This window comes from Stenotrophomonas sp. TWI587 (genome assembly GCF_039674145.1).
Lineage (GTDB): Bacteria > Pseudomonadota > Gammaproteobacteria > Xanthomonadales > Xanthomonadaceae > Stenotrophomonas > Stenotrophomonas maltophilia_AY.
Map to the genome: position 1 here is coordinate 238,699 of NZ_JBDJMW010000002.1, position 16,756 is coordinate 255,454.

Annotated in this window: 14 protein-coding genes; 10 read left to right on the forward strand and 4 right to left on the reverse strand. The window is 63.1% G+C overall.

Features of this window, described 5'->3' with window-relative positions:
• Positions 1 to 61: 61 nt before the first annotated feature.
• Positions 62 to 1,456 (reverse strand): alpha/beta fold hydrolase, encoded by a 1,395-nt coding sequence (locus ABE464_RS04210; RefSeq protein WP_346470877.1) that lies wholly within the window; start codon positions 1,454 to 1,456, stop codon positions 62 to 64.
• 192 nt (positions 1,457 to 1,648) lie between these two features.
• Here ABE464_RS04210 and ABE464_RS04215 point away from each other — a divergent pair, with 192 nt between their 5' ends.
• Positions 1,649 to 2,026: a hypothetical protein gene (locus tag ABE464_RS04215; protein ID WP_152151297.1), complete on the forward strand. Its 378-nt coding sequence runs from the start codon at positions 1,649 to 1,651 to the stop codon at positions 2,024 to 2,026.
• 79 nt (positions 2,027 to 2,105) lie between these two features.
• Here ABE464_RS04215 and ABE464_RS04220 read toward each other — a convergent pair whose 3' ends face one another.
• Positions 2,106 to 3,797 carry a hypothetical protein gene (locus tag ABE464_RS04220; RefSeq protein ID WP_346470878.1) on the reverse strand — a complete coding sequence of 564 codons (1,692 nt, stop codon included), beginning with the start codon at positions 3,795 to 3,797 and terminating at the stop codon, positions 2,106 to 2,108.
• A 720-nt stretch (positions 3,798 to 4,517) separates the two neighbouring features.
• Here ABE464_RS04220 and ABE464_RS04225 point away from each other — a divergent pair.
• The 9 genes from ABE464_RS04225 (at position 4,518) to ABE464_RS04265 (ending at position 15,834) form a co-directional block, all read left to right on the forward strand.
• On the forward strand, positions 4,518 to 4,709 hold the full coding sequence (locus tag ABE464_RS04225) for a hypothetical protein (protein WP_346470879.1): 192 nt from the start codon (positions 4,518 to 4,520) through the stop codon (positions 4,707 to 4,709).
• Between the two features lie 377 nt (positions 4,710 to 5,086).
• On the forward strand, positions 5,087 to 5,998 hold the full coding sequence (locus tag ABE464_RS04230; RefSeq protein ID WP_346470880.1) for a type II CAAX endopeptidase family protein: 912 nt from the start codon (positions 5,087 to 5,089) through the stop codon (positions 5,996 to 5,998).
• A 494-nt stretch (positions 5,999 to 6,492) separates the two neighbouring features.
• Complete coding sequence (locus ABE464_RS04235) at positions 6,493 to 7,119, forward strand: TetR/AcrR family transcriptional regulator (protein WP_346470881.1); 627 nt, start codon at positions 6,493 to 6,495, stop codon at positions 7,117 to 7,119.
• Positions 7,120 to 7,184: 65 nt separating this feature from the next.
• Positions 7,185 to 8,297: an efflux RND transporter periplasmic adaptor subunit gene (locus ABE464_RS04240; protein ID WP_346470882.1), complete on the forward strand. Its 1,113-nt coding sequence runs from the start codon at positions 7,185 to 7,187 to the stop codon at positions 8,295 to 8,297.
• Positions 8,294 to 11,359, forward strand: coding sequence for an efflux RND transporter permease subunit (locus ABE464_RS04245; protein WP_346470883.1), 3,066 nt, complete (start codon positions 8,294 to 8,296; stop codon positions 11,357 to 11,359). The genes ABE464_RS04240 and ABE464_RS04245 overlap by 4 nt, the downstream gene beginning before the upstream one ends.
• A 35-nt stretch (positions 11,360 to 11,394) precedes the next feature.
• Positions 11,395 to 12,672, forward strand: a complete 1,278-nt coding sequence (gene fabF, locus ABE464_RS04250) for a beta-ketoacyl-ACP synthase II (protein WP_346470884.1) — start codon at positions 11,395 to 11,397, stop codon at positions 12,670 to 12,672.
• Between the two features lie 38 nt (positions 12,673 to 12,710).
• On the forward strand, positions 12,711 to 13,343 hold the full coding sequence (locus tag ABE464_RS04255; protein WP_346470885.1) for a TetR/AcrR family transcriptional regulator: 633 nt from the start codon (positions 12,711 to 12,713) through the stop codon (positions 13,341 to 13,343).
• 298 nt (positions 13,344 to 13,641) lie between these two features.
• On the forward strand, positions 13,642 to 14,172 hold the full coding sequence (locus ABE464_RS04260; protein WP_346471123.1) for a DUF6622 family protein: 531 nt from the start codon (positions 13,642 to 13,644) through the stop codon (positions 14,170 to 14,172).
• A 519-nt stretch (positions 14,173 to 14,691) separates the two neighbouring features.
• Positions 14,692 to 15,834 carry a hypothetical protein gene (locus ABE464_RS04265; protein WP_346470886.1) on the forward strand — a complete coding sequence of 381 codons (1,143 nt, stop codon included), beginning with the start codon at positions 14,692 to 14,694 and terminating at the stop codon, positions 15,832 to 15,834.
• 29 nt (positions 15,835 to 15,863) lie between these two features.
• On the opposite strand, the gene ABE464_RS04270 is transcribed toward ABE464_RS04265, so the two are convergent.
• Together ABE464_RS04270 and ABE464_RS04275 are read right to left on the reverse strand one after the other, a co-directional pair.
• Entirely contained in the window at positions 15,864 to 16,343 is a 480-nt protein-coding gene (locus ABE464_RS04270) for a hypothetical protein (RefSeq protein WP_346470887.1), read from the reverse strand.
• Positions 16,343 to 16,741, reverse strand: a complete 399-nt coding sequence (locus tag ABE464_RS04275; protein ID WP_346470888.1) for a hypothetical protein — start codon at positions 16,739 to 16,741, stop codon at positions 16,343 to 16,345. Before ABE464_RS04275 ends, ABE464_RS04270 begins: the two co-directional genes overlap by 1 nt.
• Between the last annotated feature and the right edge of the window lie 15 nt (positions 16,742 to 16,756).

Consider the following 16,756-nt stretch of genomic DNA (forward strand, 5'->3'; position numbering starts at 1 on the left):
CTTTTCGCGTGCGATGCCGCCTGGAACAGCCGTGCGCTGGCGCCCAGCCCTTCGACCAGGATCAGGGCCCCTTCGGTTCTGTACACCGCTGGGACACCTTGCGCCCCTCAACGAAGGCCCGTGTCGCGTTGGCGAAGCAGGATGGCGCAACCAATGCCAGCAGGTGCGCGCCACCGTCTACCGTGTGGAATGTCAGTGCCGTGATCCTGGCGAGCTCGGCGGCATGCTCGCGGGCACCAGCGTAAGCCGTGTTCGGATCCAGCGTGCCGTGCACCACCAGCGTTTTTGGCAGGCCGGTTGGCGTTTTGCCGAACCACGCGTCGCGCGGATAGGGCGGCACAGGGCTGTCGACCAGCAAGCCAGGAATCGGACTGATGAACAGTTTCCCCTTTTCCTCGGCCTCCACCATGGCCTTGGTCAGATCCGGGCGCGCATTGTTTTCCGACGCGGCAATCAGCATCACCAGGGGCAGGGCAGGGCGGTTGTCCCCGCCTTGTCCAAGCTGTGCCAATGCGGCATTCCAGTCGGTCACTGTGCGCTCCAGCGAGCGGGCATCGCCGCGGGAGAGGTCCCGCGTCATCTGCGGAATGCGATCGCGCAGCACCGGGAAGCTCAGCAGCGCGCCATAGAACCGACGCAGGTCACCGCCGGGCACCTGCTTACGCCATGACGCATCCGGTGCAGACGCAAGCAGCTGCGAGTGCGTCGCAACATCAGGGCCGCGCAGCACCTGCCGCCCGACCTCGTCCACCAGTGCCGTGCGCCGACTAAGGTCCCACTGCTGGGTTGCCTCGGGTGGCACCAAGCCATCCAGAATGAGTCCGTCCAGTGGGAAGGGTGCGACCTGCAACGCCCGCAACGCGAGCTGGGTGCCGTAGGAAACGCCGTACACCAGCAACTCGCCACTGCCGCGCTGGCTTGTGATCAGAAGACCAAGGTCCTGCGCGGCTTCGGTGATGGAAAACGCCTTGGTCCGCGTGGGGTTGGCGTACATCGCCCCGATGCACGGTCCCCATTCGGTCCCGGCAAGCGCGACACCGTCCGGGCTGTCGGTTGCCTCTTGAACCGGGCAGATCCGCGATGAGCGTCCAGTGCCGCGGTGATCGGCAATCACCAGGTCGAAGCCCGGGAACGCGCGCTGGTAGGTGGACAGCATCGGATACAGCGAGGCGCCTGCTTCGCCGGGACCGCCGGACAGCAACCAGACCTCTCCTCGTCTCGCAACACCGGTCGCGGCCGGTACGCGACGAACGAACAACGAGATCGTCTCGCCGTCCGGTTCGGCATGACGCAGGGGGACCTGCACGGTCATGCAGCGCGAGTCGCGCAGTTGCGGCGACGGCGCCGCATCGTCGCACGACACCGGAGAAGCCTGGATTTCTGCGTGGACCAGCGAGGGCAGGGCGACCAGCAACACAACATATAGCGCGGCGCGAAGCATGGGCAACTGACTCATCGGTGGACGGAGCGTGACGATGCGGCTTTACCGGGTCCTCCTGCGAATGCCGGAAGTAACGTCCCGATGGCGTTCGCAGACCGGCCAGATTCCAACCTGAACAGGCGTCGGTTCAGTGGAGGGTACGCAATGTTCCGGCAACCTTCGGCTACCAGATTCAATTCCACACCGATACGTTTGGAGGATCCAACGATGCTCACCTCAACCGCTTTCAGCTTCCGTGGCCTGGCCATGGCACTGGCTCTGACCGCTGGCGTCATCGCCGCAGGCGACGCCTCCGCGCTGTCGCGCAAGGACAAGAACACCTTGGTGGGTGCAGTGGTGGGTGGCGTGGCGGGGCACGTGCTGTCCAATGGCGACCCGATGATGACCGCAGGCGGTGCAGTGGCCGGCGGCGCGATCGGCAATGTGACCACCAAGGATCGCCGCGACAACCGCGACTATCGCTATGATCGTGATCGCCGCTATGACCGTGACCATCGTTACGAGCGGACCAGCCGCCACGACCGCCGCCATGACCAGCGACGCTGGGACCATGACCGCCGCAACCACAACCGTGGCTGGCGCTGATCGGGGTAGGCGGGGTCCCGCTTCGTTGTTCGCGTCAGGAGCGGATGTTCACGTCAGGCAAGTTGCTTCGGTATGAGTGCTACTCGCCCGCACGCGCTGACAAGCTGGCCCAGATGCGTCCTGCACGTTGCGCTTCCGTGGTGACGTTGACCACCGCCTGCTCGCCCAGGCGATCACGCAACTGCTGCAGATACAGGCTACGAGGCGTCACTATCTGGCCTATCGATTGCACGATCCCGCCTGGCTCCTCAGGCGGGAATTTTCCCGGACCAATAGTGCCAACCTGTCCCACACTCCAGTTCATCGCGAAGGGCGGTGCCTGGACGACGTAGATATCGTGCTCGGTGTTCCAGAACATCTGCTGCGCACCCGCCCATCCATGCCCACTGCCGCTGTACCGGCGGTTCTGCGCCCGCAGCATGTAGCCCTTGGTGTTGTCGTACAGCGTGCCCGTGGACCAGCGATGATGTGGACCACTGTCATTGCTGTCGCCTACGGCGACGCAGTCCAGGAACACGTTGGGGCCGGGGACCCGCGCGCCGATCACGAAGGTATGCCTGCCGCCCTCGTTGTAGCAGCGCTGGATCAGATTGAACGCCGAGTTGCCCTCGTACAGGAACACATAGCGGCGGGCGCCTTGGGTTTGGCCATACCTCGGGTCGAGATAGGCAATATCCTGCAGGGTATTGAACTGCGCGCCGTTGCGCGTCACGAATCCATGCGACACATAGCGCACGGTGACATCGCGAACCCATGAATTCTGGATCGAACCCAGGCGGAGCGCGGTATAGGGGCCGGAATCGGCGGTGCCATTGACCGTGCCGGTCTCGGGGTTACCCTCGAGGCGGAGGTCCTCGACGCCGACCTGGGAAATACGGTCGGGATCCGTGCGATAGACGCTGCCGCCACCGAAGCGGGTCTCGATGGCATCCATGACCGGGGCATCGAGAGTGATCGTGTCACGATCTACGGCGGTGACGAGGCGCTCGCTGTACATGGCGTAGTCGCTGGGCGTCCACCGGTATCGCGCGGTATCGATGCCCTCGGGGCCGACCCAGCGTGCATTGGGCTCCCTCGCGATGGACACGGTATCGCCTGCGCGATAGCCAGCCGCGGACGTCAGCTTGATCCGCATCGCCCCCACCGGGACGTAGTCCATGTTGATGGCGGTCCGGCGCGCGTCCCGGGCTGGGCGCGGCGCCGCGGATTCGCTGCTTCCCACTTCAAGGATTTTGCCCTGCCGATCGCCGACCTCGGAACGGATCACCGTGCCGTCTGCACCTCGGCCTTCACCGCGCAGCACTACACCGCTGGCCTGGATGGTGAGCGTCCTGCTCAACGTATAGCGGCCGCGCCGCAGCAGGACTGCGCCGCGTAGCCCCCGGCTGTCCTGTGCACGGGCGGCGACCGTGTCGATGGCTGCCTGGATGCGCGGGTAGTCGTCATCCTCGGTGCCTGGCTCGAGTATTGCGATGACAGGGATGCTGGAGCGGGTGGGCAGACGGACGCCGCCGCCTTGGTAGCCGGCGCGGGAGAAGTCCGGGACGATGTTGCGCGCCTGATCGCTGCCGCGTTCGGAATACAAGGCATAGCGCAGCAAGCCATTGCTGCCCAGATCCACCAATGGGCCGCCTTCTGCAGTATTGATGGGGTGGGTGAAGGCGCTGGTATCAGAAGCGCGCTCTGCCGCTGATAGGGTGGACAACGGGCAGACTGGCAACGCCACTAGCGTCAGCGCTGCGATTCGGCGAAACGCCAGGAGCAAAGGCATGCGGGCGGCGACCTTCCAAGGCGACGTGTCTGGCAATGTTAGCAATTGGCTCCACCCCTGCGGACCGTGCGACGTGGGTGGGCCGGTCCGCTCTTGGCCCGAAGCGGACTCGATACGCATTTGTCGCGAGTTTGGATGAGGGGCCAGGAGGTGGCACTTCGTGCCGCCGCTGCCGCCTTGGTGGAGCAGATCAAGCGCGTACCGCCCTGAGCCATTGGAGCCAATTGCTGCTCAGTCAAGTCACGCCATCGGGTAGCGGGACTTTGCAGGGGGTGCGAGCTGAGGCGATCTCGTCAGCAGCAACCTCAATCAAGATATTCCTCTTGGAAGTGCGGAACCTTTGCGAGTTGAAGCAGAGGCCGCGACTCGGGATTGACGTTGGGACTGTCATCCAGCGGACACGTACCTGAGGCATAAAGCCTGGCTGAGCTCTTGTGCATGCAATGCACGACAGCTTCGACGCGCAGGGAAATCTCATGAGCACTGCAAGTGCTGTAAGCAAGGCTGGAAAAGTGGGCGTTGCAACCTCTTCGCGAGGTAGTGGTGCAAAGGAGCTGCTGAACGGGGATTCCACGGACGCAACCAAGATGGTTGCATCGGGAGCCGTAGGTGGCTTGTCGTCTTCCAGAGGGGCTCAGGCATCCGATCAGCAGGGAGTAGACATCAGCGCTGGTTTGGTCGTCGAGCGGATAGAGCGCTGGCTCAACGAGAGGACGAAAGATGAGTAAGGGCGACATCATCAGGATCGAAATGCTATTGATGATCTGGCCTCTGTTTCCTGCCGTGATGTATTTGATCGCGGATGGGGCTGGAACCGCCTTCATCGTCTATATCTGTTCCGTTGCGGTGCCGCAGCCTTTCCTGCTCGTTCCCTACTTCATGGAAAAGCGGAGGCGGCGGCGCCGCTTCTGAACTCTCAGAGATTTTCACTCTGGATGATGCAAGAGCTGGCGAGACCCCAAGCGGCCCAGCTCGTGAGTTCAGACAGCCGCCAAGCTCTTCGAGCCTTGATGAAGAGTCCGCTGTTGGCCGAAAGTGGACGTTCGGGGGAGGAAGGAGGCGCCGACCGCTGGTAATGTCCGCTCCGCCACCCGTCTCGCCAGCGTGGATTGTCGACGGACCGCCGGGCGGATCCCACCAGTCTCGGCGAGAGCCCCTCGCATCGGCACCATTTCATCGGCGATCCGGGTGATTCATCGGCGGCTTCTGTGGCTTGGTCGCAAACGGGTTGCCACTCCCCCGCGCGGATGACAACTTGCAGCGGCGATCACGTCGACCTGGAGCCCCGCATGACCCCCGTTGCCCTGTATTCGCCTGATCGGGCCCGCGGCTGGCTGCCCTGGGCTTGGCTGACGCCGATCCTGATGATCCTGTTCAACGCGGTACCGGTGATCGCGCTGGACGGGTGGATGCAGTCGCAGCACTGGTCGACACCGAGCGGCGATCCGATTGGCCTCGCTGGCTTGTATGCGCTGCTGTGGATCGGCTTTGCGCCGACGCTGGTGGCTGTGCTGGCCTGGGTACACTTCGTCGAAGGGCGCTCGCTGGCGAGTATCGGGCTGACCGGTCCGGCGCCGCTGAAAACCTTCCTGCGCGGACTGACCGTTGGATTCGGCACGATCGCGCTGGTCGTAGTCGCGATCTGGATGGCTGGCGGCATGCAGGCGGCAGGTGTGGGGCAGGCCTGGCGGTCGCCCGTCAGTCTGCTGCACATCGGTCTGCTGCTATTGGGTTTCATGTTCCAGGCGAGCGTGGAGGAAGTCATCTTCCGCGGCTGGATGCTGTCGGTGGTGGCGCGCAAGACCAATGTCGCGGTGGCAGTGCTGCTGGTGTCGCTCGTTTTCTGCTTCCTGCATTTCAGTCCGCACCAGCCGCCCCGGGTCATGCTCGGCACGTTCCTGTTCTCGCTGTTCGCCTGCGTCTGGGCGCTGCGGACCGGCACTATCTGGGGCGTGATGGGCTGGCACGCGGGGTGGAACTGGTTGCTCGCGATCGGGTTCGAACTGCCCGTCACCGGCATCGATACGCACTTGCCGGCGCTGCTGGTGGCGCTGCGCCCGCAAGGCCTCGACACCCTGACCGGTGGCGCGGAGGGGCCGGAAGGCAGTTACGTGTGCAGCAGCTTCTTCGTCGCCGCGATCGCGTGGATCCAGTGGCGAAAGACGCGCGGCGCTCAGAACGTCTCGCCGACCAGCAGGTAACGCCACTCCCCGGGCGGCATCGCCCCGTCCGGGCCCTTGCTGATCGAGAAGGCCCTGCGTCTGCGGCGGACGCGCCAGATCGCTCCAGTCATCGCGCGCGCCGGCCCCGAGTTTTCGGCGGCGCGCAGGGCGTACGTGCAAGCGCATCCGGAAGCAGCGGGTGCTCGCTTTGCAATTTGCTACTGGCGCGGATTCCGCTCCAGATATTCAGCGAACCAGAGGCAGTTTAGGTTCGGGATGCGAGTGCCACTATCAGCTGGAACCGAGACTGCTTTTGCTGAGGTGTCAACAAAGGGTGATCTGGCTTCCTCGATAAAGCTCGACCAGGCCCACCTTCGGCTTACGTTTCGCGACGACTGCTCCTGGCTGGAAGCGGACTGCAAGAATGCGCCGGACACCTGGCATGGTGATCGGGGGGATTGAATGGGGAGGCTGAACCCATACTCGAATGGTCACTGTTTGCCGGCATCGGCGCACGGCGCTACCCTTGCCCGATGTCTATTTCACCCTCCGCAGCATTGGACGCCGGCCGCGGCCCCGCTGAGCATGACGTGCGCACCCAGATCATCGAGGCTGCCACCGCGCATTTCAGCCATTACGGCTACGACAAGACCACGGTGTCCGACCTGGCCAAGGCCATTGGCTTTTCCAAGGCCTATATCTACAAGTTTTTCGCCTCGAAGCAGGCGATCGGGGAGGTCATCTGCGCCAATTGCCTCGCCCAGATCGAAAGCGATGTGCATACGGCCTTGCAGGGAGTAGACGCTGCGCCGGATCGGCTGCGGGTGCTGTTTACCGCCATCGTGGAGGCCAGCCTTCGCTTGTTCCTCCAGGATCGTCGCCTCTATGAAATCGCTGTGGCGGCCGCGACCGATCAATGGCCGTCAACGCAGGCGTACCAAGGCCGCATCAGGGATCTTGTCGACGTCATTTTAAAAGATGGCCGCGCCTCAGGGGCGTTTGAGAACCAGACACCGCTCGATCAGACCAGTCGCGCGGTGTACCAGGTTCTGGTCCCGTATCTGAATCCGGTGACGCTTCCACACCTGTCGGTTATGCACGAAGAATCGCCCAAAGCCTTGCAGGAGCTGGTTCTCAGGAGCCTTTCACCCCAAAAATAGTAACTATTGACGAAAATGGTCACTAGGAACAGAATGCGTCCGGATACCCCACTCCGGAAGAGCGCATGCGTCGCCGTTTTGTAGTCAAAGCCATCTCCTGTGTTGTTCCGCTGTTGCTTGTGGCGTGCGGAACGTCGGACAACATCGACCCCCGCACCGCGCCGCCCATCGTCCGGGTTGCCCAGGTCCAGGCAGCTGCGGGAAACGCACGCACGTTTACGGGCACCATCGCCGCGCGGGTGCAGAGCGATCTGGCGTTCCGAGTGGGAGGCAAGATCACCGAGCGCTTCGTCGAGACCGGGCAGACAGTCAAGCGTGGCGAGGCCCTTTTCCGGATTGATCCAAGTGACTTGAACTTGGCAGCGGCCTCTCAGCAGCAGGCGGTCATTGCGGCCCGTGCGCAGAGCGTTCAAGCCATTGCCGACGAAGTGCGGTATCGCGATCTGGCGGCAAAGGGCGTCGTGTCCCGATCGGCCTACGATCAGATCAAAGCAGGGGCAGACGCAGCAACGGCACAGCTCAAAGCGGCCGAAGCGCAAGCCCGCGTTGCGCGTAACGCCAGTCAATACACGGTGCTCGTCGCCGATGCCGATGGCGTGGTCATGACCATCTCCGCTGAGCCCGGTCAGGTAGTGGCGGCGGGGCAGATCGTGGCCCGGCTTGCCCGTGCAGGCAGCAGGGAGGCAGTGGTCCAATTGCCCGAGACGCTGCGCCCCCAGATCGGCTCTGCGGCGTCAGCCTCCTCGTTCGGGGGGAGCGGGACGATCCACGCACGGTTGCGCGTGCTCTCTGAATCGGCAGACCCTGCCACCCGAACCTTCGAAGCCCGTTACACGCTCGAAGAGGGCAGCTCCCCATTGCCGCTGGGTTCTACGGTGGCGATCGAGCTTGCAGGCGCAGCGCCTGCTGGCATCCTGGCTGGAGTTGAGGTTCCGCTGGGCGCGCTGTTCGATCCCGGCACCGGAACCGGCGTATGGGTGATCAGCGGTGAGCCGCTCAAAGCTCATTGGACGCCTGTTGCCGTCAAGCAGCTAGGCGATGACCACGCCTTGGTCGAAGGCGCATTGAAGGCCTCCGATCGCGTGGCGGCGCTTGGGGCACATATGCTCCGCGAAGGGCAGGTGGTTCGCCTGGCTGACAGCGCCACGAGCCCCGCTGCAGACGGAGCCCGTCAGTGAGTGGGTTCAATCTGTCGGCGCTTGCGGTGCGCGAGCGCGCCATCACGGTCTTTTTGATCTTCCTGATTTCCGTTGCCGGCATTGTTTCTTTCTTCCAGCTCGGCCGCGCAGAGGACCCCGCGTTTACCGTCAAGGTCATGACCATCGTGACCGCCTGGCCAGGTGCCACGCCCACGGAAATGCAGGACCAGGTCGCCGAGAAGCTGGAAAAACGCCTGCAGGAGCTGCGCTGGTATGACCGCAGCGAAACCTATACGCGGCCCGGGCTGTCCTTCACCACGCTGACATTGCAGGACGGCACGCCGCCTTCGGAGGTGCAGGAGGAGTTCTACCAGGCGCGCAAGAAGATGGACGACGAAGCGGCGAACCTGCCCGCAGGCGTGATCGGTCCGATGGTCAACGACGAATACGCGGATGTCACCTTCGCTCTATTCGCACTGAAAGCGAAGGGCGAACCGTTCCGCGTGTTGGCGCGCGACGCTGAAACCCTGCGTCAGCGTTTGCTGCACGTGCCCGGCGTGAAGAAGGTCAACATCATTGGTGAGCAGTCCGAGCGCATCTATGTTGAGCTGTCGCACGAACGCCTGTCGAACCTCGGTATCACGCCGCAGGACGTGTTCGGGGCACTGAACGGACAGAACGCGTTGACCCCTGCGGGCTCGGTAGAGGCCGAGGGCCCGCAGATATTCATTCGCCTCGATGGCGCACTGGATCAGCTGGACAAGATCCGCGATACGCCCGTCATTGCGCAGGGCAAGACGATGAAACTGCGGGACATTGCCACCGTCAAGCGGGGGTATGAAGATCCGTCGACCTTCATGATCCGCAACAATGGCGAGCCGGCCATGCTGCTTGGGATCGTCATGCGTGACGGCTGGAACGGCCTGGATCTCGGCGCCTCACTGGATGCGGAGGTGAAGAAGATCAATGACGGTCTTCCTGTCGGGATGGCGCTGGATAAGGTCACCGATCAGGCGGTGAACATCAGCGCGTCGGTTGACGAGTTCATGGTGAAGTTCTTCGCCGCGCTGCTGGTGGTGATGCTGGTGTGCTTTGTCAGCATGGGCTGGCGGGTGGGTATCGTGGTGGCGGCAGCCGTGCCGCTGACGCTGGCTGCGGTGTTCATGGTCATGGCAGCGACCGGAAAGAACTTCGACCGCATCACGCTCGGCTCGCTGATCCTGGCGCTGGGCCTGCTGGTGGACGACGCGATCATCGCCATCGAAATGATGGTAGTGAAGATGGAAGAGGGTTACAGCCGGGTCAAGGCATCGGCCTACGCGTGGAGCCATACGGCAGCGCCGATGCTTGCCGGCACCCTGGTGACTGCGGTGGGCTTCATGCCCAATGGCTTTGCACGGTCCACCGCTGGCGAATACACCAGCAACATGTTCTGGATCGTGGGTATTGCGCTGATCGTGTCGTGGGTGGTCGCGGTGTTCTTTACACCTTACCTCGGGGTAGAGCTTCTGCCTGAACTCAAGACCGTGGAAGGGGGACACAGCAGTCTCTACGACACGCCGCGCTACAACCGTCTCCGGTCGATCCTGGCACGCGTGATCGGGCGCAAGTGGCTTGCCGCAGGCTCGGTGATTGCACTGTTCGTGCTCTCGGTAGTGGGTATGGGGCTGGTCAAAAAACAGTTCTTCCCCATCTCTGATCGCCCAGAGGTATTGGTCGAGGTGCAGATGCCCTACGGCACCGCCATCGAACAGACCAGCCTGGCAACCAAAAAGGTCGAGGACTGGCTGTCGAAGCAGGACGAATCGAAGATCGTCACGGCTTACATTGGTCAGGGCGCGCCCCGGTTCTATCTCGCCATCTCGCCGGAACTGCCGGACCCGGCGTTTGCCAAGATCGTGGTGCGCACCGACAGCCAGGAACAGCGCGATGCACTGAAAGCCAAGCTCCGTCAGGCCGTGGCCGAGGGCTTGGCGCCTGAGGCGCGGGTGCGCGTGACCCAGCTGGTGTTTGGGCCTTACTCGCCCTATCCGGTGGCTTACCGTGTCAGTGGTCCGGATCCGGACGTCATTCGGGGCATTGCGGCCAAGGTCGAGCAGACCCTGCACGCCAGCCCGATGATGCGCACTGTGAATACCGATTGGGGCGCACGCACGCCGACCCTGCACTTCACGCTGGATCAGGACCGTCTGCAAGCGATGGGGATGACGTCGGCATCCGTCTCACAGCAATTGCAGTTCTTCCTGAGCGGAGTGCCGGTCACTGCCGTGCGTGAGGACATCCGCACCGTCGAGGTTGTTGCTCGGTCAGGCGGGGACACGCGTCTGGATCCTGCGCGGATTGCGGACTTTACGTTGGTTGGTGCTGCTGGCCAGCGCGTGCCCCTGTCCCAGATCGGCACGGTGGAGGTTCGAATGGAAGAGCCGGTGCTGCGCCGCCGTGATCGGGTGCCCACCATCACCGTGCGCGGTGACATTGACGATGCGTTGCAGCCGCCCGACGTATCGGCAGCGATCAGCAAGCAGCTTGAGCCACTCATTGCCTCGCTGCCTGAGGGCTACGCCATCGCCCAGGCCGGGGCCATCGAGGAATCGGGCAAGGCAATGAGCGCCATGCTGCCGCTGTTCCCCATCATGCTGGCGGTGACCCTGCTGATCATCATTCTGCAGGTGCGCTCCATCTCCGCGATGATCATGGTCTTCATGACCAGTCCGTTGGGACTGATCGGCGTGGTCCCAACGCTGCTGCTGTTCCAGCAACCGTTCGGCATCAACGCGCTGGTGGGGTTGATTGCGTTGTCCGGCATCCTGATGCGCAACACGCTCATCCTCATCGGCCAGATCCACGAGAACGAAGAAGCCGGGATGGAGACCTTCCACGCCATCATCGAGGCGACGGTTCACCGAGCGCGCCCGGTGATCCTGACCTCCTTGGCAGCGGTGCTTGCGTTCATTCCGCTGACCCATTCGGTGTTCTGGGGAACGCTTGCCTACACGTTGATCGGCGGCACCATCGCCGGCACCGTGATGACGCTGGTCTTCCTGCCGGCGATGTATGCCATCTGGTTCAAGGTCCGAGCGGAAAAGACCCCCGTTGCCTGACATTGGCCCGGACCGCTTTTGTATGGGAGTGATTCATGAGCATTGCTGACAAAGACCGCATCGTGGTGACCGGAATGGGCGTCGTCAGCCCACTCGGCTGCGGGGTCGAAACCGTCTGGTCGCGCCTCTTGGCCGGGCGCTCCGGCATCGGGTCACTGGGTGCTGATATTGCGGCGGGAACCGGCTGCGAGGTCGGCGGGCGCGTGCCTGATCGCATTCACGATCCGGAGGCGGGCTTCGATTCGACGGGCATCATCGCGCCGAAAGACCTCAAGAAGATGGATCGCTTTGTTGAGTTCGCGCTGGTCGCCGCTCATGAAGCGCTTGCGCAGGCGGGTTGGCGTGATGCCGATGAGCAGGGATTACTGCGAACGGCGACCGTGATTGCCACGGGCATCGGTGGGTTTGGATCCATCGTCAATGCGGTCCACACCACCGACAGTCGTGGGCCTGGCAGGCTGTCGCCATTCACCGCGCCGACCTTCCTGGCCAACATGGCGGCGGGGCAGGCCTCGATCCGTTACGGGTTCAAAGGTCCGCAGGGCGCACCCGTGACGGCGTGCGCAGCGGGCGTCCAGGCGATCGGCGACGCAGCGCGCCTCATTCGGGCCGGTGAGGCGGACATCGCGCTGTGCGGCGGTGCGGAGGCCGCGATGCACCAGGTCAGCCTGGGTGGCTTCGCCGCTGCCAAGGCGCTCAGCACGTCGTTCAACGACACCCCCCAAGCCGCCTCTCGCCCCTTCGATGAGCAGCGGGACGGGTTCGTCATGTCGGAAGGGGCAGGGTTGCTGGTCATTGAGCGGCTGGACCACGCCCTGGCCCGTGGCGCCAGGCCGCTCGCCGAGCTGGTGGGCTATGGCACCACCTCTGATGCCTACCATCTGACGGCCGGTCCCGAGGACGGCAGCGGGGCACGGCGGGCCATGGAGATCGCACTGGCGCAGGCGGGCATCACGCCGGCGCAGGTGGATCACATCAATGCGCATGCGACCTCTACGCAGGTAGGTGATCGGGCAGAGCTCGCGGCGATGCGCGCGCTGTTCGGATCCCGCCCTGATCTTCTGATCTCTGCCACCAAGTCGAGTACCGGGCATCTGCTTGGGGCGGCTGGTGGCATAGAAGCCATCTTCACCGTGCTCGCCCTGCGTGATCAGGTCGCGCCGGCCACGCTCAATCTCGTTCGTCCGGATCCGTTCGCCGAAGGTCTTTCGATCGTCGCCGGACAACCTCGCAAGGCCGACATGGAGTTTGCGATGACCAATGGCTTCGGCTTTGGTGGCGTGAATGCCAGCGCAGTATTCCGACGCCTATGAGATCGAGCAGTTCACTCCCCTCGGCGAGCAAGACTGCGATGCGCTGGGAGAAGGCGAGGTCGAGGAGCAGGCAGGGGATTCTGGAAGCGGCTGGCCACGTGTTCATCGACGATGGTTTTGAGAAGGCGACGATGAAGCGGATCGCGGAGGTTTGTGGGGTCACCAAGGCTACGGTGTATGCGCACTTTCGCGACAAGGTACGCCTCTACAACGCGGTCATGGACAGGTACTTGGCATCGATGCCGGAGGCCACGTTCGATCCGGGCGCGGAAGTGGAACTGGCCGGTGCATTGACTTGCATCGCTCAGGGCATCCGGACATTGGCGTCGCACCCTGCCTGCCAAGCGTTTTGCCGCACGTTGACGCGCTCTGAGCTGGACAAAGGCACCTACCTGGAGCGCTGGAACGCAATACTCCAGCCGTATGCACAGGCAGCAGTCTGTGCGCTCGCAAACGTGTCACGCAGTCAGATCAACAGCGAGGATGGAGAAAAGTTCCTGCGACTTATCCTCGCGGAAGAGGGCCTGCCACAAGGCACCGAGCCGGTTTCCAGCAGCGATGCAACGATTGCGCTTTTCTTGCGCTCGTATGGTTCGGAGTTCGCCAGATCATCCACCGCCAGTATCACAGCTCCAATTCTGCGTCAGCCAACGGAAACTCCTGCTGCCTGATGCTCCATGTGCGCGAAGGGCTTTGGCAGGCTTGCACCTGAGCCTCTCCTCGCTTTTCTTGCCTGGATTGACGGGGGCGCGCTCGCCCCCTCGGTATGGAAGCTCGTGAAGTCGCGTATCGCAATCACAATCGGCCCGTATGACCGCCGCCGCGCCTCCAGCGCTTCTGGTGGAAATCAAGCTTTTGGAGGCGCACTTTCTGACTAGTGGCACTGTTCATGAGCCAGCGGAAGGCGAGAATGGGTGCACTCCCGCGCGGCATTACACGGCCGGCATCCGCCCACATCGAGGTCTTCCTGTGAACACGCTGCAGCAACTCATTTCGAACACCCCGCTGTGGGTCTGGGTGCTTCTGGTCTTCCTGATCACGCGCGGTATCGCTGCCATGAAACCGGCAGAAACGTCGCTTACGAAGCTGGCAACCGTGCCGGCCCTCTTCACCGTTTGGGGACTCTGGTCAATCAGTCACCGTTTTGGCAGCACCTGGGGAGCGTGGGGGGAGTGGCTGGTCGGTATCGGTGTCGGGATGGCGCTAGGCTGGTTGCTGCTGCGTCGTGCAACGCTCACCCTCAATGCGGCGACGGGGAAGCTGTGGCGCAGTGCTGACTATAGTCTGCTGCCGCTGCTGCTGGTTACGTTTGCGGTGAAGTACGGCTTTGAGGTCGCGCTGTCCGTGGCTCCGTCGCTTGCCGCCGATGGCGGTTTCCGCGCTGCCTACCTGCTGCTGTCGGGTGGATTCACCGGCATCTTCATTGGCAAGTACTGGCGGTACCTGCGCGCGTCCCGCGTTGCATCGGCGCGCAGGGAGGATCTGGGCGGGGTGCACTGATACTCCTCACAACAAGATCGTCGCGCTTGCATTTGATGTCACCCGACCGCAATTGCCTTGGCGAGGCTGAGGTGAACGCCCGAGGATGCTCTACTTCACTTGTTGGCACCATCCTCCCGCTATGAGATCCAGCCGTATCAACGGAGTGAGACACTTGGAAGGCCATGCCGTATTTCAAGTTCATGTTGTCTGGCAAGGGAATCGATCTACCATTTGACGGCGTGTAGGGTTCTTTTCCGGCAGTTTCGGACAGAAAGCCTCCGGCTACACCTTTTATCGACGCGAAGATTAGAATCTGTTTGGTAAATCCTGTACCGCCCGCACCGTCATGGAGGCGCGCCTGCGATGATATGGATATCCAGATACACCCTCTGTGGTGTTGCGATTGCGATCAGTTGGTTGGTGCCGTTTGCGGCGTTGGCGCTGCCAAGCGGCGTTCAACAGGCGCTACATCGCGTGGCGACCGTCGCGCAGGTGCCAGCGTCAAAGGAGGCAGCAGAGGCACTCTGGGGAGTTCCGATGGATGCCCCTGTGGTGCTGCATGATCCCGCCACCGGAACGAGTTGGCGTTGGAATGTCGTTGATGAGGCGGTGGAACCCGTTGGCCTGCGGAAGGATCAGCCGCCTGCGAATACATGCATCGATATCGACGGCGACCCCAACGTCCTGTTGATGCTGCCGCTGCCCACGGACAACGACGGACTCGCGACGCTGTTCTGGCATGAACAATGGCATTGCGTGCAGGCCGTGCTTGGGCTCTCGGCTTCCGAAGGCGACACCGCGCATCTTGACGGTGAGCTTGGCCGCATGGCGTTGCGGTTGGAGATGCGTGCGTTGGCGCAGGCGCTGTCCGCACACGATGATCGTGACGCCCGGCGGCATGTCGCCGCAGCGCTGCGATTCCGGGCACTTCGCTCGGCGGGCTCGACATCGGGCACCCGCGTGCTGACCGAGGAGGCGAGGGTTGAGCGCAATGAGGGCCTTGCCGAATACACGGGCCGCCGGGTCGCGGCGGCTGCCAACAGGGCTGGCATGGTGCCGGCGTTGGTGCAGTCTCTGGCTGCAGCAGATGCCTCGCCGAGCTTTGTCCGATCGGCGGCGTACGTGACCGGGCCGGCGTACGGGATGTTGCTGGATCGGTGGTCGCCGCAATGGCGCAGCGGGCTGTCGCCCACATCCGACCTGTCTGCACTGCTGGCCGAACAGCTAGGTATGCCGCTCAGCGCAACCGGGGCGGAACGTGTCGGTCGCCGTTATGGGATGGACGAGGTGCGTGCCCAGGAACATGAGCGCGCCAGGATCCGTGCGCATCGCAGTGCCGAGTATCGCAGGCGGTACCTCGGTGGGGACGCGGTACGGCTTCCACTGAGCAGACCGTCCGCGTCGTTCGATCCGCGCGCGCTCTTTCCGCTGGACGAGGTGGGCACGGTGTATACGCCCCTCACGGTGCGTGACGAGTGGGGTGAACTCACGGCGGAATCGGGTGCGCTGATGTCAAAAGACTGGACACTTGTCACGCTGAGTGGCGGTGAAGTTACCGGTAGTGCCTCCAACTGGACAGGGCCGGGCTGGACACTCGTTCTCAACGCGGGCTGGCGCCTCGAGAAGGACTCAGATGGCTGGCGTTTGACGAATGCACGGGGAGGCGATGACCACAGCTAACGAGGTTTGGGTCGGCACTTGAACACGGCTCAATGCAGTGCCAAGTGCCCATCCGCACCTGGCACCGGCACCCGCCAGGTCCTCGGCGGCATGCGACGTGTCACCAGGCCAACGAAGACGGTGCCAGCGTCAAGCCGGAGCGACACGCTTGAGTCGCCGTGTGTGAGCGCGTCGGAGACCGCACGCTTGATGTCCTGATCAATGAACACCAGCCCCAGTGCGAACACGGTGATCCTGCGCGAGATTTCCTCCGCATATCCAGATGGCCTGACGGCTGCTGCCGATACCCGGCGCACGTGTTGTCCGTTCACTTGATCCATAACGAAGGCAAACAGCGTAGCGGTCTGCGCGTCATCGGCCAGCACGCTCGCAAGGCGGATCAGCGTATCCCCCTCGGATACGCCGATGCTGGTACGCACGCTGGCACGCGTGCCCTGGATGTCGACGTGACATTTATCTGCCTCCAGCGTTGAAGCGGGGCGGGAAAGGGAAACACCGATAGTGCGCATCAGTTGTTCGCGTACGCAGCTGGTGCATAGGGCGAGGGCATTTCACGCGCCACGTTCTGCGTTGCGAAAGAAGCCGCCAGCAGCGCCAGACCCAGAGCGGCCGGGATGGCGCCTTTTGGCTTTCCAACGCCCAGGTGTGCCAAGCCGGACAGGACCAGGTGATACAAGGTTCCGGCGTAGGCGAGATCGCTAAGCGCGACGTTGAAGCGTGACAGAATAACCACCGGTGCCAGTAGCTTGATGAGCACCATGAACGGCACCAGAAAACCGGCGGAGAAGCCGAGCTCTGCCTGCGCGTTACGGACGAACGACGCTTTGCTCAGATACAGAAATGCCGAAGAAACGTAGAGCAATGACAGCAGTGCTGTGCTGATCCAGTAGATATAGGTTGTGATCATGAAACTCTCCCGTGC